This window comes from Lutibacter sp. (assembly GCF_040883305.1).
GTDB lineage: Bacteria > Bacteroidota > Bacteroidia > Flavobacteriales > Flavobacteriaceae > Lutibacter.
The window spans coordinates 1-13,838 of record NZ_JBFLKT010000137.1; the positions used below are offsets into that span (position 1 = coordinate 1).

Below are 13,838 nucleotides of genomic sequence, written 5' to 3' on the forward strand. Positions count from 1 at the left end.
CATCTGGATTATTATTAGCGACAAAAGAAACAGCAAAAGCTAGAAGGGAAAAAACTAATAGGCCAAATAATACCCAATTAATAGTAAAGTCTTTTATATCTTGATCTGCCATTTAAGAGTCCTCCTGTCTAGATTGTTTACTTATCAAAATTACTGCTGCAATTATTAACCAAATTAAAGAACCTAGTCCTTCTACAAAACTTATTCCCCTTATTAACCAAACCCCACCACCAATTAAAACAGTTAAAACTGAATTAACTACAATCCATTCTGGACTAGAAATTGCCATAAAGGCTAGGGATAATAAAAGAACAATTAAAATAAGATAGTTCCCTACCCCCCAGTCATCTCTTAAATCTTCTTGAACAATAAATCCTTTTTGTGCAACCAATTCTCCATCTTTGAATACTTGATAATCTATTTTACTATCTTGAATAGTAGTAGAATAAGAACATTCTATAGAACCAGCTGAAGAAATAACTGTTTGATTGCAAATTGTAGAACTTCCCAGAATTGTGTCTTTTTGAATAGCTAAAACTTGAATTGTTCCTGTAGTTCCACTTGGAATTGTATAAGTTAAGGTTATTGTTTGATTTTCAATTGAACTTTCTAGTGCTGCAGAAAAATCCTCTAAACTTGTAAGAGATATTAAATTTGGAGGAGTTAAAGTATCATATAAATTCAAAGTGCATTCCCCTGTTAATTCGCTTTCACAAATAAAGGCCAAGTTTTGAAATAATCCTAAAACTTCCCCATTCTTAACAACTGTAATTTGATATTTGTTTGTATTTGTATCAATATGCAAAACCCCTGTTGAATCACTAGAAGTTAAAGGAGCTTCTACCACTTCAAAAGTTCCATCTGAAAGATATTTCCTTTGTAATTGTAAAATTGCCCCTTCTACCCCAATTAAATCTTCATTTCTATAAAGTATTTTAAATCTTGTAGTATCTTCACTTAATAAATCAAATAAAGAAATATCTCTAGGATAATCTGAAAGCTCTGCTCTTTGTATATGGTAAAACTCTGCAGAATAATTTTCTGAGAAATATCTAATTTCGGCATTTAATAAAAAAGAAGTAGAATTTAAATCTATATTTGTGCAAAATTCTTTACTATTTACATCCGAATAATTTCCAGATAAACCTAATACTTCTTGATAATTAATTGCATTAACTATGCTTAATGTTGCCTCAATTGTTCCATTTAAAGGAGATTGAACCTCTTCATCCAAGAGATTAAGTCCAAGAAATTTAGAGGTTTGAACAGAACAATCATCTATTTCTATATTTTGAACTAATTGCGTTCTTGAAGTAGAATTTATACTTGTTCCACTTGCAAGATTAATTTGAAAATAAAAAGTTTGGTTTTCATCTGAAGAAACACTTGGAACAACTAAGGTAGATGTCCCTGTAACATTGTTTGTGCTAGAAAAAAGAGAAGAAGTATCAGAACTTCCATCGTAAATTAAATCAATACTTGAAATTAAAGAAGTTGAATCCTTTAAAAGTTGGATTTGATAGTTTTCATAAGCCCCTTCAACTACTTCAGGAGTATATGTTATTGAATACTCCAAAATTTCATAATCTATTGTAGCACTAGAGCTTCTTAAATTCCCTAGAGTATCATTTGCATAAACAATAACTGTATTGTTTCCAACAGAATAATTAAAACTACTTGTATAAAGTTCATCATTTACACAAGCAAAGGAATTATTTACTCCAGCATAATTATACCAACAACTATCTAGATTTGTATCGGCAATTATGACACTAAAAGGTATTGAGTAATTTTCATATAGGTATGGGATTTCTGTGTCTCCTGGTGCTTCTATTCCTATTGAAGGGGCGGTTGAATCCACAGTCAAGTTTAATTGTGAAGAAACTGTTCTCCCGATTGTATCATTTGCATAAACAATTATTGTCAATTCTGTTAGAGTTGTAGTAATTGGAGTTTGACTTAACACTCCACCTAATGAAGAGATTGTATTATTAGTTCCATCATATTCATATAAAACTGTGTCTAAATTGTCATCAGTAATAATTGTATTTAATAAAACAGTATCTCCTTCATTGTAAAGGACAGTTTCATTTAAAGATGCATTTGTAATAACTGGAGCAGTTAAATCTACATAAAAATTTCTTGTAGAACTTGTATAACTTTCGTTATAAGTGTCATCATAAGCAATAACTCTCCAAGTATAACTTCCCTCACTAAAGGTTCTTGTGAAAGTATAGTTCCCTTCAATTCCAGAGGTATTTGTTTCAACAACAACGTCATCAATTAATAAACTTACATTAGTTATCCCCACAGAATTTTTATCTGTGACATTTGAAATGAAAGTAATTTGCGTTACATTAGAACCGAAATTGTTTTCAGGACTAAATAAATTTATATCAATTTCACTTTCAACATCTAATTCAAATTCATAAACGCTACTTGTGAAAACTTCAGTTTCATTGTCAGTTGCATTTACATACCAAGTATAATTTCCATTGTCTAAAACTCTTGTAAAGTTATAAATTCCTTCTGTTCCAGAAGTATTAGTCACTGCAACACTTCCATCAATAATTAATTCAACTTGTTCTAAAGTGTTGTTTCCTGCATTAGTTATATTAACTCCAAAATTAACCGTTCTACTTTCGTTTAAATAACTATCATTTTCTGGGTGAAGTAAAGAAACGGTAAATCCTGCTGGAGCAATAACTCTATAACCCAAACCATCTCCTGAGTTATATAAATCGCTTATTTCAGTGCTGGTCAATGCCCTTGACCATATTCCTACTTCGTCTATTTTTCCATCAAAATTAACAGAATTTCCTGCTCTTGCTCCTATATAAAATGAAGTAAAAGATGGATTGCTCCAAGCTCTACTTATCGGGCTACTTCCATGCTCAGTTCCATCAACATACAATTTAACATCTGTTCCATCCCAAGTAGCTACATAATGATGCCATCCTGAATCAGGAATAGCGCTTTCAAACAAAGCATCTGTTAAGTCAGTTCCTATACGGACAGCTATACTATCCGTTGCTCCACTACCAGTATAAACTAAACCTTCTGCTGTTGTATCTGATTCAAAAACTACTTGTGTTGCTGAAGTTCCAGAATCATCCCAAGCCATCCACCAAGAATAAGTTATAGCACTAAATGTTTCACCAAAACTAACACTTACATAATCATTGGTTCCATCAAAATCATAAGCAGTTCCTATTTTTCCTGCAACATTAACAGTTGCTCCGTTGTTTGTTCCGTCGTTTGTTCCATGAACATCTTCGGCAGTAGTGCCTGAAGTCTCATTTAAAGTATAATAGGAAACTAAGTCAACTTCTAAAGCAGTTGTCCAACTTGCGTGTTTATCAATCTTTTTACCTTGAACTTCCCAAATACCATCAACATAATCTTTATATCCGACATAAGTCATTAAACCTAAAGTTATTTGTCCTTTTGGTAAATCCTTTGAATTGTAATCTAACCATCCTTCATAAGTGTAAGTTTCAGTTCCATTAACTTCACAATTTGTTTCAAGAGTTCCATTTAACATTTCTGTTTCTAGACAAGAGTAAGTATCCCTTTCCCTTTCTTCTGTTCCCCAATAAACAAACTTATATTCTTTTTCAACTTCTAAACCTGTTCTCATATCAATAAAGGTAACATCACCCAGAATTTCTTTTTGTGCTTGTCCAAAATTAGTTTCATATATCATAGTCACTTGCCAACCTGTTCCAACTTTCAAGACATCTGTGGGTGACTTATGACTTTTTAATTCCATAGTTCCTTGTTCACCGACAGCAATTAAACCAAAAAGTATAGTGTCTTCAACGTGAGCTTTCATGTCATTAACTCCTTTGTCGTTTGGGGAGTAATCAATTTTAACTGCACTTACCATTGGAACTATTAATAAAAACATTAATGCAAAGGTTAGGAATAGTTTTTTATTCATTTTTTCAGTTTAAAATACCTCTTACAATTTGAGCAACATACCATATATTTATTGAATTGTCTGGTTCTCCATTTGTAACCACATTTAGGACAAACTACAATTTTTCCTTTTTTTCCTCTAGAATTTAATTTTCTAACCATACAAAACTAAAGAACTACTACTATTTAAAGATTTCCAATTCCGTTCTTTATTTGAGTTTTTGCAATCTTTAATGCCTTCCTATAACATTTAATATGGAATTTCTTTCCTGCATGAGTTTTTCTTTTTTCCCATGGAAAAAGTGGCTCTTCACAAGCTTCGCACTTAATTGTTCCTTCTGGATAAGAAACTTCTTCTTTAAACTCTTCTTTTAATTCTTCAGGAAGATCTTCTTTCTTTTTCTTTTTAAATAATTCTTTAAATTTCATTTTAACTTATCTTTATTTTTTTTATTAAATAAATCCATTAACCCTCTAAGAACCCAACCAACTAAGAGGCCAATCAAAAAACCATAAATTAATTTCACTCTAATTTCCTCAACAAGTATTTAGTATGTTTGTGGTCAAGGACATTAAATAGTTTAACATCATAAGGTTGTCCTTTTGAAATGTAATTTAGATAATTCTTATATTTTCTATTTACTTCTTCAATTCCTTTGTCTTCTTCTATTGAAGTTAATACTTCTTTTGCTAGTTCTTTTTCTAGTGTCATTTCCCTACCTCCAAATTATTCATCATGTAAATTAAGATTCTAGTTAGCATTTTTTGTTCTGTTGGAAATGAAGGAGGGTTTGAACTATTCAAAAGTTCTAAACGACCTTGTAACCATTCAATTGTTTCTTGTAATTCTTGTTTTTTCATTCCTCATCCTCCGAAAAGGCGTCAAGTTTTTGTATTTTCATCTGGTATTTTCTTCCTACTAAAAAACTTATTAAAGATATTAATACAAATGAAAGAGCCAAACCCCATTCTCCACCAAATATTTCAACACAAGAGTAATATTGCCAAATCATTCTTCTCCTCCGTCATCTTTACTTTCTATGAATTTATTTGAGATTGCGAAGTTTTCTTTTACTCTATTAAATTCATCTTTTGCATCTTCTATTTCTAACTTTAAATCATGTAAAATATTCTTTTGACATTTTTTACAAGTAACATCTGATTGAATATAAGTTAAATTATCAAAATCTACATTTAATTGTCCACAATCTGCTTCATTAATATGCCTATAATGTATTTTATTCATTTTTTTTATTATTAATTGGGGACTTCATGCCATCAGAACAAGGCACTACTTTTTTCCCCTTATTAATATTTTTATTTATTTTCTGACTATGATTTGATTCTATATCTTTACTTTTTACGAACTTTTTTTTATTTACTGCATCTAATACTTGTTCTGAAACGCTTTTTAAGTTTTCAAAGATAAATTTGAAATATTCAGTATAATATTTATAAGAGCATTCAGAATCATTATCAAAATCTCTAACTAATTCATAAAATTTAATCTCGTCATAGTCTTCTAACCAATTCATTTGTTCTAAAATTTCCTCAAATTTATCTTTTCCCTCATAATCTTCTAATTCATCTTTGTACCTCTCTTTGAAATCTTCTATTGCTTTATCTTTATCCCATTTTTCAATAACTTGTTCTACCCCCCATTGACAAACCTTCTCAGCAAAGTAACCAATATTCGTTTCTTTATTTGGAAACCCATAATCTGGATACTTTCCATATCTCTTCCAACAAAGAGTTCCATAATCTCCAGACATAACAACTGTTCCATCATCACAATAAGTTAATGTAAATCCTTCGCATCTTGATTCTGGTTTGCTCCGAAAGTCAAAAAATGTTTTTCCATCTGTGTTAAATAATTTATATTCTTTCATGCTCTTTCTCTTGTTAAAAACTTCTCCTTTGCCTCTTCTTCTCTTATGATTTTTCTTGCTATTGGATGTATCTCATCCTTTGATGGCATTTCACAACAGTTTCCATCTCTACTTGGATTCAAGATTGTATAGATTCTATCTTTTATTTTTCTTAATAAGAAAGTTTTGTCTGAAGTCCAACCAAATTTCTTCATTTCTTTTTGTTCTAAAAAATCTACTAAGTCTTTTATTGATTCTAATATTGCATCTTCTTTATTCATTCTACTTTCTTAACCTCCACTTTGCCTTTGTTTGCAGACCACTCTAACTTTTGACCTTTCTTTAGTTTTCCTTCTTCTTCAATAGCTTTTGGAATCCTTGTTAAAAGGTTAGTTCCATCATGGCTTAATTTTGATTCTTTTGTTATCATTTTACATTTCTTTTTCTAAACTTTTAATTTCTTCTTTAATGCTTGAAAGAGTCATCATATATTCTCCAGTTGAAATAAATAATCCAGAATTTTCGTGCATGAAGTCTAACTTTTTCTTTGCCATTTTTAATTGTTCTTCTTTTGAAATATCTCTTGGGATTAATGGTAATCCCTCGCTTATTATTTGAAGTCTATCTTTTTTCATAGTTTTATTACGTACGTATCCTTTATATATCTTTCGGTTTCGTACGAATTACGGCTAAGAGGACTTAGACGAATTAATTCTTTCTTCAGCTATTTTAAAATATTCTTTATCTAATTCTATTCCCATAAAATCCCTTCCTAACTTTTTACATGCGATTCCTAAACTTCCAGTCCCCATACACCCATCAAAAACAAGTTCATTTTCGTCTGTATTGTTTAAGATAAAAATTTCTAATAATTCTTGTGGTTTCTCGGTTGGATGAGTTAAATCTTGTGAATTTATCTTCTTACAATCAATAACATCTGTAAATCTCTTATTTTTATTTAAAGCCCTACCTTTATGTGCAAAAATTATAAATTCATGTTTTGGTGCATAACTTCCTTTCAAATCACCAGTTCCATGATTATTTTTATTCCATACAATTATATTCTTTATTTTAAAATGCTTTTCAATTTCTTGTTTGAATAAGTCTATTTTATGCCATGAACAAAAACAATAGAATCCAGAATTATCTTTAAGAATCCGAAAACATTCTTTGATATATTCTACAATAAAATTTTCATTTGTATCATTTTCAATATGATTAAATTTTTCTTTTACAACTCTTCTATTGCTTTTGTAATTCATTAGATATGGGGGGTCAGTAATTATACAATCAACACTTCCAGATTCTATATTTTTCATTTCTACTAAGCAGTCTCCATTAATCAGTTTCATTTTTCACTTCTTTTATTTCCTCTTTTTTTATGAACTTATCTAAGGTAACCTCTTCTTTGTCTTCAAAATAATAATTCCTATCATATTCTTTATGTCTTGCCATCTTTATTTCGTCTCCCGTGATTTATCCGAATCTTCATCAGTTATTACATATTCATCTAACTTTTCTTCATTTAATTCTATATATTCATCTTCCTGATAACTTTCACAAACTTGTTTAGCTGAATCTATTGCAGAGTTCCAAATATGTTCAAAATCACATTTAGGTTCTTTGTAGATTAAACCTTCTAAGTCGTTTTCAATTAATTTTGCTAATATGTGTCTGTCTTTGTCATCCATTTTAGTTCGTTTTTGTGATATTCTCCTTTGTTCGTGATTTAAGCGAAGATTCCCTAATTAAATTATCTTCTTTTTTTAAAACTCTTTCATAAGTTAAATGAATTTTCCACCAAGTTAATCCTAAAGGAAACTCAGTCCAAAGTCTATGCTCTATTTCTTTTTGTTGTGAATCTGTTACCATTTTTTCTTCTCAGTTGATTTAGTCATTTTCCTCCTCTTCTTCTTGTTTCCATAAATCCCATTCTTTAGCAGAAACTCTAAGTAAAACATATTGACAATCTGTATCTGGGTCATAGATGTTTCCCATTATTAATGCATTCTTTAGTCCCATTTTAGTTCGTTTTTGTGATATTGCCCGACTTCCACGGACATCCAACTGCTCCACCTCCACAAAAGGGTGTGGTTGGTTGTCTTTTGCACGGCGTATGTCCACCCTCTTTCTTCCAAAGACTAAGACCGTAGGGCGTTGTGTGGAGTATGATTACTTATGTGATGTATTAAGCGAACTGAAGGATGTCTATTTCAACCTCTTTTTCAGTTCTTGTAGTTTTCTTTCAGCTTGTTCAAATTCTTCTTGAGCTTTCCTTCTTTCAACTTGTGTTCTTTTGTATCTAGCACAAGCAGATTCAACTAGCTCTTTTTCATGAACCTTTTCAAGCTTAGAGATTTTTGAAATAATTCTATTTATTTCTCTATCTCTTTTCTCTTGTTCAGTTAGTCTTTTTCCCATTTTTATCCTCCTTATTCTTATTTTCGTTAGATTGTGAAATAATTATTATTTCTTTTGTACCCTTGCTTACTTTCCCACATAATTTACATCTCCAATTTCCAAAGCTATCAAATTCAATTAATCCTTCACATTTCTTATGTCCAAATAATTGTTCAGTCATTGTTTCTTCTCCTTAACTGTGGAAAGCGTAATACCTTCTAATTCTTTTGGAGGTTCAACCCCTAATCCAATTAATGCACTTGGGAATCTTGTTCCACTCCTAGTATCTGGTTTATAATCGTAACAAGTATATGAAAATCTGCCTTTTGGAATAAAGATCCAATCAGCATTTTTTAATATAATTTCTTGCCAAACTTTTGTTTCCATATTATCACATCTAAAAATTGCTACTCCTTTTTTTATTATTTTAAAGAAATGTTCAAACATCTCTTTTGCTTTTGAAAAGGGAGGATTCATCCATGAAGTATCATTATAAGGGTTTTTGTAATTCAAAAAATCATTGCTAAATAAACCACATTTCTTATTTTCCCCTGTCGCACAACAATCAAAAAGAAATCTATATTGTTCATCTAAAACATCAAATAATTCATTATCTGTTTCCCAAGAATCTCTTTCAATAGTATTCCCTTTCCCATCATTTCCTTTTCCTTTCATTTGTTCGTACCTCATTGATTTTCGGAATCTCCCAACTCCTTTTCTTTTGTAAAATCCTCAGCAGGAGAATTAACTCCTTCTTTTACGGAAATGGTTTCAGAAGGTAAAGAGCCATTAAACCGAGTGTAGCAACCACCCACATCATTATCCTCCTGCTTTGGATTATTAAAATGTTTTTCAGCTAATTCATCAATTATCTCTAAAATTATTATTTTCAAAACGTCATCTCTCACTTTTTTAAATTCTCCGTTTTCTTCCTCAATTATTCTATACGCTAAATTCTCATTAATTTTTATTTTCTCATTCAACTCTTTAATAAATTCTTCTTCTTGTTTCATTTCAAATTCACCTTTATCTTTGTGTCAATTGATTCAATTAATTCTTGAACCGAAGGAGTCCGACCTTGTTGAACTCCACGGTTAAAAACTGTTTTTAGGATAACTTGGTTGTCTTTTGTGTTTTCGTTTGTTAAAGAGCCTAATTTCGCAAATTTAAGGGGTTCTCCACAGATACAGACAGTATAATTTACATCATCAGCTACTTCCCTTATTCTTGCACAAGCTGGACATTGTGTTGACTTAGTCATTGTCCTTCCCCCATCAATTCATAATTTTGTAATTCATTAATCATTCTTTTGATTAATTCATCAAAGGTTTCTCCTAAGCCTTGAATGGATCTTAACCTTTTCCAAGTTTCCTCGCTTATTGTGATTGTTGTGTTTTTTGTTTTCATTATACTATTATTTAATGATTTAATGTTTATATATCTTTTGGTTTATTTTTTCGGTTGTAGTTTTCTACAAGGAATCTTAAAGCCAAGTCAAACGAGGGTAAGTTTTCCTTTTGCCTAACTTTTTCTATTGCCCAGATTATATCATGTGAAATTTTACGACTTTCTTTTTTCATTTTCTTTCTCTCTGTATTTTTCTAATTTTAACCTTTTTTGTTCTAGTTTTGATAAACAAATGTTTATTGAATTGGAAATCTCATTCATCATTTTTTCCCATTCTTTTTTTCCATCAAGTTCTTTTATTATTTCTTCTATTTTCATTTTAATTTAAAAAAGTGAAGGGAGGATCGTGCTAAGGGGTATGTAAAAGAGGTGATTTCCCAATTCTTAGTTTTACTAAAAAAAGTTTCAACAAAGCCTACCTTATTTAGCACTCATATCCTCCTCCCTTCTGCTTTGTTGAATTTGTCTCAAGTCTTCATTTTCTTCTCTTAGTTCTTTTACTTGTTTAATTCTTCGGTCTAAAGCCCAAACTAAGCCAATCATTATTACAATTAAGTAGATTAAAGCACCAGAGTCTTTTGCTATTTGAATTATGTTGTAAATGAAGGTCATTTAAAACTCTCCATTTTCTTTTTAGCTTTTTCAATATCTAAAGTAACTTCAATCCCAGAACTAACTCTTCTTTTATCCACAATCAAGTTTAATCTTTTCAAGGCCTTTCCTAACCATTTTTCATTTAACCACTTATCTTCTGAATCTTCAATGTTACCAACAAAACTTCTAAAGGCCATTAAAAGTAACCTCATTTTTTTGTATTCTGAAGTTTGATTTTGCTTTGAAACAAAGTCATATAAACTCTTATCTTTTGATTCAATTTCATCTTCTTTTTGCTTATTTTCAGCCATTTTTTTGGCTATTTCTATAACTTCACTAACTACACTGTCACTAAAGTTTGATGCTAGTAAAATTAAAGGAAAGAACAATTCAAGGTTTCTGCCTTTAATATTGCTATTTATTACCTTTTCAAACAATTCATTTTTTTCTTGTTTTGTCACTGAAGGTGTATTTTGTGTAGTTTGTGTATTATATGTAGTTTTAAAATACTTAAATTTTACGTAATTATTCCATGGTTTTAGGTTCCCCCTTATCAACACTACACTACATAACTGCACTAAATTGGCCTCAAAACTAGCTTTTAGGTCAGAAATTTCAAGATTTTCATCAAAATCTTCCACCAATCTCATAATATCTTCTTTATCAGAACGTTCCAAAATTAGAGTTATACATCTATCTTCCAACACATTTTCCATGCCATTTATGTTAGCAATACAGATTGGTTTGTAGGGTTCAAATTCATCAATTACTTGTTCAGTTGAACCATTAATTTTCTTTTGTTTCATCCTAAGAACTGTTGAACCTTTTTTATAACAAGCGTTTAACATTTCTCTTAAACCACCATTTTCTTTATTCATTATTCCTTCAAGTTCATCAATACAAATTGTTTCTCCTTTTGGGATCCTAAACATAACTGCTTCAGTTGGACTTAATAATACTCTACCATTATTACTTAGCTTGGCTATTAATCTTAAAACTCTTGTTTTACCTGAACCTTTAATAGCATATAAGAATAGATAAGGGTAAGTTGAAAATTGTTCATGGAAATAAGTTCCAATAATCCAAAGAGCTATTATTTTATAATTATCTTCTTCTAAATCAGTATATTCTTTTAGAATTTCTATAATTTGTAAATATTTATTTAATAAGAATTTTTTTGCTTTTTCTTTTTCCTCTTTTTTTCTTTCTAAAGGAATTTCAATAGCTTTACTCATCATTTTCATTGCATCTTCTTGAGTGAAATTAATTTCAACCTCTTCCATCTATCACCTCCAAAGAAATGACTTTGGATTTACCTATCACCACTTCTTTTCCAAATTTATCATTAAGATAATAAAACAATTCATCCTCGTCGGTTATAGTTCCAGAATAATATCTGTCACCTATTAAAATCAATCTAACTTTTTTGTCTTTCATGTCTGTCATATTTTCTTTAACTCTTTTTACTTTATATATTGTTATTGTAACTAAAAAATAATAAAAATAAATCTCCTCGTTACCCAGGATTATTGAACAATAGTGTAATCGTTCTTAGTTCCGTCGTTCTTTACAACAACAGAAAACTCTACACCCTTAAGTTGATTTGCATGTTTAGTTGCAAGTTCTACTAATTGTCCAAAAGTTGAAGCAGGAGTTTTTCCTTTTCCAAAAGTCCAAATCTTTTCTTCTCCACCAACTAAGATTTTAATCTTAGCTTGAGGAGAAATTTCATCCTCTTGGCCTTCTCTTTTCCTTACAAAGGGATCGGCACTTTCAAGTTCTGATAATGCTTTCACCTTGAATTGTCCTGCTTTAGGTTTCCAATAGTCTGAACCTTTTTGCAATCTTTTTAATTCTTCTTGGTAGTCCATTTTAACTTATTACCTCCTTTTTCTTTCTATCAAATATTTCATAATAATTTTTTAATCCAAAATTCATTGAGTGATAAAGTAAGTTTATGACTGTGACTGAGTCACTATCCCATTCACTTTTATTTCTTACAAGAGGGATCTTAGTTTCTGAATCCCTTATAACATAGCGTAGGCCTTCATAAGAACGCTCCTTTAAACTCATTGGAAGTTTCATAATTTATAGACGATAAAATACTATTTAAAGAAGTAGTTTAATTCAAAAGTAATAACTAATAATCCAAGTCTGAAGCTGAAGTATTTACTCTTGCTCTTTGGTAATTCACTATGCTTAAAACCAAACTAGCCAAACCTACAAAGGCAATAAACCATGGAAAGTTAAGCATTATCTTATTGTAAATTGTGAAAGGGGTCATTATTGAATAGAAGTATTCATTTGTTAACATTCCCCTATAAACATTTGAAATTTCTATTCCAAAATAAGTAAACATTGAAGTTAAAATAAATATCACTCCAATCATTACTGGGTTTTCACCATTTTTGTAACCCATCAAAACTAAACCTATGACTAGGGAAAAGATAAATAGGTAACTAAATACAATTATTATTGGTTTCAAATTCAATAACTTATAAATTGTATCTCCGAACCATGTTTGACAATCTCCATAAGTAGTTCCCGGGAGTTCACAAGTTACTCCTTCCAAACTCGTTTGAAAAGTGCTAACTCCAAAATAAACTATTCCCAAAAAAATTCCAGATAAAAAAATTGCAAAAATTGCAACTACTAAAAAAGAAATTGCACTTCTGTTTCTTGGGCTAAGTTCTTCTAACATTTTTTCTCTCCTTCTAATTTAGTTTTTAACATTTCTAAATATCTATCGTTGTTATTCTTAAAATAAGTTGCGATTAAGTCTAAAGTTTGAATAAAATTTAATCTATTTTCTCCAAACTTTACCCTATTATCTATTAACTTATCTAAGAAAGTATATCCTTGAGAACTTATTTTAACTGGCCTTCTATTTTCTTTAGTCATTGTTTATCAATCCCCCAATTTAAATTCTGTAAATCATCTAACCATCCAACTATCCACTCTTGAACTTGGCTAAAGAAGATTAATGAAACTAAGATTGCACTCCAACTGTAAAGGCCTAAAACTATCTTCATAATATCTAAAGCTGAAGTTATATTGAAGAAGTAAGTTAATTCTGTTAAAATTAATAAACCTACTAAACCAATTAAGTAAGAGAATATCCATGAGTTCTTCATTAAGTTGTAACCTAAAGCTGACAATCCAAATTTAACCCAATTCTTATTTTCATATCTCTTGGCCATTTTTAAATACCATGAATCATAATTTATTCTTTTACTATTCCATTGAATAAAGATTATTATAACAAGCATGAAAACAATTAAGAATATTCTAGATGAAAGTTGAATTAAATCTTGAGGCTCTCCAGTAGGACTTACTTCAAATGTTCCTCTCACTTCTCCACCTAAATAAGTGTTATTACACCAAATATAAAAAGCATGAGTTCCCAAATCAGAGAAATTTCCAGAAGTCAGATAAACTTCTTTATCCCATTCATTCCCATTATTTTCTAAAGTTCCTTCAAAAGTGTGATCTCCAGTTGAATTATATAAGTGAATATTACATTCATAATCTGTATTATAAAGAGGAAAACCATTAGAAATATTAGAAACATGAATGTGTAAATTAAAATTCATATTTTGAGGAACAGTTTCAAATTGAGGATAGAATAATTGTAAACCTTGTTCTCCA

26 protein-coding genes are annotated in these 13,838 nt (G+C 30.1%); all 26 read right to left on the minus strand.

Translation table 11 applies throughout. The features are described 5' to 3' along the window. Positions 1 to 112: 112 nt before the first annotated feature. Entirely contained in the window at positions 113 to 3,943 is a 3,831-nt protein-coding gene (locus AB1Z17_RS04390; protein WP_368050576.1) for a LamG-like jellyroll fold domain-containing protein, read from the minus strand. Between the two features lie 164 nt (positions 3,944 to 4,107). Continuing rightward, positions 4,108 to 4,350 carry a hypothetical protein gene (locus AB1Z17_RS04395; protein WP_368050577.1) on the minus strand — a complete coding sequence of 81 codons (243 nt, stop codon included), beginning with the start codon at positions 4,348 to 4,350 and terminating at the stop codon, positions 4,108 to 4,110. Between the two features lie 94 nt (positions 4,351 to 4,444). After that, the gene (locus AB1Z17_RS04400) at positions 4,445 to 4,633 is read right to left on the minus strand and encodes a hypothetical protein (RefSeq protein ID WP_368050578.1); all 189 of its coding nucleotides are present in this window, start codon (positions 4,631 to 4,633) and stop codon (positions 4,445 to 4,447) included. A gap of 297 nt (positions 4,634 to 4,930) precedes the next feature. Further along, a complete protein-coding gene (locus AB1Z17_RS04405) occupies positions 4,931 to 5,167 on the minus strand; it encodes a hypothetical protein (RefSeq protein ID WP_368050579.1) in 237 nt (78 codons plus the stop codon). Beyond that, the gene (locus AB1Z17_RS04410; protein WP_368050580.1) at positions 5,160 to 5,810 is read right to left on the minus strand and encodes a hypothetical protein; all 651 of its coding nucleotides are present in this window, start codon (positions 5,808 to 5,810) and stop codon (positions 5,160 to 5,162) included. The genes AB1Z17_RS04405 and AB1Z17_RS04410 overlap by 8 nt, the downstream gene beginning before the upstream one ends. Next, positions 5,807 to 6,070, minus strand: coding sequence for a hypothetical protein (locus AB1Z17_RS04415; RefSeq protein ID WP_368050581.1), 264 nt, complete (start codon positions 6,068 to 6,070; stop codon positions 5,807 to 5,809). The genes AB1Z17_RS04410 and AB1Z17_RS04415 overlap by 4 nt, the downstream gene beginning before the upstream one ends. Next, the gene (locus AB1Z17_RS04420; RefSeq protein ID WP_368050582.1) at positions 6,067 to 6,219 is read right to left on the minus strand and encodes a hypothetical protein; all 153 of its coding nucleotides are present in this window, start codon (positions 6,217 to 6,219) and stop codon (positions 6,067 to 6,069) included. The genes AB1Z17_RS04415 and AB1Z17_RS04420 overlap by 4 nt, the downstream gene beginning before the upstream one ends. A 1-nt stretch (position 6,220) precedes the next feature. Then, positions 6,221 to 6,424 carry a hypothetical protein gene (locus AB1Z17_RS04425; RefSeq protein ID WP_368050583.1) on the minus strand — a complete coding sequence of 68 codons (204 nt, stop codon included), beginning with the start codon at positions 6,422 to 6,424 and terminating at the stop codon, positions 6,221 to 6,223. Between the two features lie 54 nt (positions 6,425 to 6,478). Next, positions 6,479 to 7,108, minus strand: a complete 630-nt coding sequence (locus AB1Z17_RS04430; RefSeq protein ID WP_368050584.1) for a site-specific DNA-methyltransferase — start codon at positions 7,106 to 7,108, stop codon at positions 6,479 to 6,481. A 138-nt stretch (positions 7,109 to 7,246) separates the two neighbouring features. Further along, positions 7,247 to 7,480 carry a hypothetical protein gene (locus AB1Z17_RS04435; protein ID WP_368050585.1) on the minus strand — a complete coding sequence of 78 codons (234 nt, stop codon included), beginning with the start codon at positions 7,478 to 7,480 and terminating at the stop codon, positions 7,247 to 7,249. Between the two features lies 1 nt (position 7,481). Then, positions 7,482 to 7,661, minus strand: coding sequence for a hypothetical protein (locus AB1Z17_RS04440; RefSeq protein WP_368050586.1), 180 nt, complete (start codon positions 7,659 to 7,661; stop codon positions 7,482 to 7,484). A gap of 18 nt (positions 7,662 to 7,679) precedes the next feature. Next, positions 7,680 to 7,913, minus strand: coding sequence for a hypothetical protein (locus AB1Z17_RS04445; protein WP_368050587.1), 234 nt, complete (start codon positions 7,911 to 7,913; stop codon positions 7,680 to 7,682). 84 nt (positions 7,914 to 7,997) lie between these two features. Continuing rightward, positions 7,998 to 8,210 carry a hypothetical protein gene (locus tag AB1Z17_RS04450; protein ID WP_368050588.1) on the minus strand — a complete coding sequence of 71 codons (213 nt, stop codon included), beginning with the start codon at positions 8,208 to 8,210 and terminating at the stop codon, positions 7,998 to 8,000. Then, positions 8,191 to 8,370 carry a hypothetical protein gene (locus AB1Z17_RS04455; RefSeq protein ID WP_368050589.1) on the minus strand — a complete coding sequence of 60 codons (180 nt, stop codon included), beginning with the start codon at positions 8,368 to 8,370 and terminating at the stop codon, positions 8,191 to 8,193. The genes AB1Z17_RS04450 and AB1Z17_RS04455 overlap by 20 nt, the downstream gene beginning before the upstream one ends. Next, positions 8,367 to 8,879: a DNA N-6-adenine-methyltransferase gene (locus AB1Z17_RS04460; RefSeq protein WP_368050591.1), complete on the minus strand. Its 513-nt coding sequence runs from the start codon at positions 8,877 to 8,879 to the stop codon at positions 8,367 to 8,369. Before AB1Z17_RS04460 ends, AB1Z17_RS04455 begins: the two co-directional genes overlap by 4 nt. Further along, the gene (locus tag AB1Z17_RS04465; RefSeq protein ID WP_368050592.1) at positions 8,876 to 9,202 is read right to left on the minus strand and encodes a hypothetical protein; all 327 of its coding nucleotides are present in this window, start codon (positions 9,200 to 9,202) and stop codon (positions 8,876 to 8,878) included. The genes AB1Z17_RS04460 and AB1Z17_RS04465 overlap by 4 nt, the downstream gene beginning before the upstream one ends. Beyond that, positions 9,199 to 9,450, minus strand: a complete 252-nt coding sequence (locus AB1Z17_RS04470; protein WP_368050593.1) for a hypothetical protein — start codon at positions 9,448 to 9,450, stop codon at positions 9,199 to 9,201. Before AB1Z17_RS04470 ends, AB1Z17_RS04465 begins: the two co-directional genes overlap by 4 nt. Next, on the minus strand, positions 9,447 to 9,596 hold the full coding sequence (locus tag AB1Z17_RS04475) for an antitoxin VapB family protein (RefSeq protein ID WP_368050594.1): 150 nt from the start codon (positions 9,594 to 9,596) through the stop codon (positions 9,447 to 9,449). Before AB1Z17_RS04475 ends, AB1Z17_RS04470 begins: the two co-directional genes overlap by 4 nt. Positions 9,597 to 9,749: 153 nt before the next feature. Then, on the minus strand, positions 9,750 to 9,914 hold the full coding sequence (locus AB1Z17_RS04480) for a hypothetical protein (RefSeq protein ID WP_368050595.1): 165 nt from the start codon (positions 9,912 to 9,914) through the stop codon (positions 9,750 to 9,752). A 102-nt stretch (positions 9,915 to 10,016) separates the two neighbouring features. Continuing rightward, a complete protein-coding gene (locus tag AB1Z17_RS04485) occupies positions 10,017 to 10,208 on the minus strand; it encodes a hypothetical protein (protein ID WP_368050596.1) in 192 nt (63 codons plus the stop codon). Further along, a complete protein-coding gene (locus AB1Z17_RS04490; RefSeq protein WP_368050597.1) occupies positions 10,205 to 11,473 on the minus strand; it encodes a hypothetical protein in 1,269 nt (422 codons plus the stop codon). Before AB1Z17_RS04490 ends, AB1Z17_RS04485 begins: the two co-directional genes overlap by 4 nt. Continuing rightward, a complete protein-coding gene (locus AB1Z17_RS04495; protein WP_368050598.1) occupies positions 11,460 to 11,636 on the minus strand; it encodes a hypothetical protein in 177 nt (58 codons plus the stop codon). The genes AB1Z17_RS04490 and AB1Z17_RS04495 overlap by 14 nt, the downstream gene beginning before the upstream one ends. 80 nt (positions 11,637 to 11,716) lie before the next feature. Further along, on the minus strand, positions 11,717 to 12,061 hold the full coding sequence (locus tag AB1Z17_RS04500; RefSeq protein WP_368050599.1) for a hypothetical protein: 345 nt from the start codon (positions 12,059 to 12,061) through the stop codon (positions 11,717 to 11,719). Between the two features lie 269 nt (positions 12,062 to 12,330). After that, positions 12,331 to 12,891 (minus strand): hypothetical protein, encoded by a 561-nt coding sequence (locus AB1Z17_RS04505; protein WP_368050601.1) that lies wholly within the window; start codon positions 12,889 to 12,891, stop codon positions 12,331 to 12,333. Further along, complete coding sequence (locus AB1Z17_RS04510) at positions 12,885 to 13,091, minus strand: hypothetical protein (RefSeq protein WP_368050602.1); 207 nt, start codon at positions 13,089 to 13,091, stop codon at positions 12,885 to 12,887. The genes AB1Z17_RS04505 and AB1Z17_RS04510 overlap by 7 nt, the downstream gene beginning before the upstream one ends. Then, the coding region (locus tag AB1Z17_RS04515; protein WP_368050603.1) for a hypothetical protein at positions 13,088 to 13,838 on the minus strand (751 nt) is incomplete at its 5' end. The genes AB1Z17_RS04515 and AB1Z17_RS04510, both read right to left, overlap by 4 nt.

Excerpts from the sequence above, each read along its gene's own strand:
- AB1Z17_RS04495 (WP_368050598.1), bottom strand. The coding sequence starts at position 11,636 with ATGACAGACATGAAAGACAAAAAAGTTAGATTGATTTTAATAGGTGAC.
- AB1Z17_RS04470 (WP_368050593.1), bottom strand. The coding sequence starts at position 9,450 with ATGACTAAGTCAACACAATGTCCAGCTTGTGCAAGAATAAGGGAAGTA.
- AB1Z17_RS04400 (WP_368050578.1), bottom strand. The coding sequence starts at position 4,633 with ATGACACTAGAAAAAGAACTAGCAAAAGAAGTATTAACTTCAATAGAA.
- AB1Z17_RS04410 (WP_368050580.1), bottom strand. The coding sequence starts at position 5,810 with ATGAAAGAATATAAATTATTTAACACAGATGGAAAAACATTTTTTGAC.
- AB1Z17_RS04465 (WP_368050592.1), bottom strand. The coding sequence starts at position 9,202 with ATGAAACAAGAAGAAGAATTTATTAAAGAGTTGAATGAGAAAATAAAA.
- AB1Z17_RS04440 (WP_368050586.1), bottom strand. The coding sequence starts at position 7,661 with ATGGTAACAGATTCACAACAAAAAGAAATAGAGCATAGACTTTGGACT.
- AB1Z17_RS04475 (WP_368050594.1), bottom strand. The coding sequence starts at position 9,596 with ATGAAAACAAAAAACACAACAATCACAATAAGCGAGGAAACTTGGAAA.
- AB1Z17_RS04490 (WP_368050597.1), bottom strand. The coding sequence starts at position 11,473 with ATGGAAGAGGTTGAAATTAATTTCACTCAAGAAGATGCAATGAAAATG.
- AB1Z17_RS04505 (WP_368050601.1), bottom strand. The coding sequence starts at position 12,891 with ATGTTAGAAGAACTTAGCCCAAGAAACAGAAGTGCAATTTCTTTTTTA.
- AB1Z17_RS04395 (WP_368050577.1), bottom strand. The coding sequence starts at position 4,350 with ATGAAATTTAAAGAATTATTTAAAAAGAAAAAGAAAGAAGATCTTCCT.
- AB1Z17_RS04460 (WP_368050591.1), bottom strand. The coding sequence starts at position 8,879 with ATGAGGTACGAACAAATGAAAGGAAAAGGAAATGATGGGAAAGGGAAT.
- AB1Z17_RS04415 (WP_368050581.1), bottom strand. The coding sequence starts at position 6,070 with ATGAATAAAGAAGATGCAATATTAGAATCAATAAAAGACTTAGTAGAT.
- AB1Z17_RS04390 (WP_368050576.1), bottom strand. The coding sequence starts at position 3,943 with ATGAATAAAAAACTATTCCTAACCTTTGCATTAATGTTTTTATTAATA.
- AB1Z17_RS04425 (WP_368050583.1), bottom strand. The coding sequence starts at position 6,424 with ATGAAAAAAGATAGACTTCAAATAATAAGCGAGGGATTACCATTAATC.
- AB1Z17_RS04510 (WP_368050602.1), bottom strand. The coding sequence starts at position 13,091 with ATGACTAAAGAAAATAGAAGGCCAGTTAAAATAAGTTCTCAAGGATAT.
- AB1Z17_RS04405 (WP_368050579.1), bottom strand. The coding sequence starts at position 5,167 with ATGAATAAAATACATTATAGGCATATTAATGAAGCAGATTGTGGACAA.
- AB1Z17_RS04435 (WP_368050585.1), bottom strand. The coding sequence starts at position 7,480 with ATGGATGACAAAGACAGACACATATTAGCAAAATTAATTGAAAACGAC.
- AB1Z17_RS04480 (WP_368050595.1), bottom strand. The coding sequence starts at position 9,914 with ATGAAAATAGAAGAAATAATAAAAGAACTTGATGGAAAAAAAGAATGG.
- AB1Z17_RS04500 (WP_368050599.1), bottom strand. The coding sequence starts at position 12,061 with ATGGACTACCAAGAAGAATTAAAAAGATTGCAAAAAGGTTCAGACTAT.
- AB1Z17_RS04485 (WP_368050596.1), bottom strand. The coding sequence starts at position 10,208 with ATGACCTTCATTTACAACATAATTCAAATAGCAAAAGACTCTGGTGCT.
- AB1Z17_RS04450 (WP_368050588.1), bottom strand. The coding sequence starts at position 8,210 with ATGGGAAAAAGACTAACTGAACAAGAGAAAAGAGATAGAGAAATAAAT.
- AB1Z17_RS04455 (WP_368050589.1), bottom strand. The coding sequence starts at position 8,370 with ATGACTGAACAATTATTTGGACATAAGAAATGTGAAGGATTAATTGAA.
- AB1Z17_RS04430 (WP_368050584.1), bottom strand. The coding sequence starts at position 7,108 with ATGAAAAATATAGAATCTGGAAGTGTTGATTGTATAATTACTGACCCC.
- AB1Z17_RS04420 (WP_368050582.1), bottom strand. The coding sequence starts at position 6,219 with ATGATAACAAAAGAATCAAAATTAAGCCATGATGGAACTAACCTTTTA.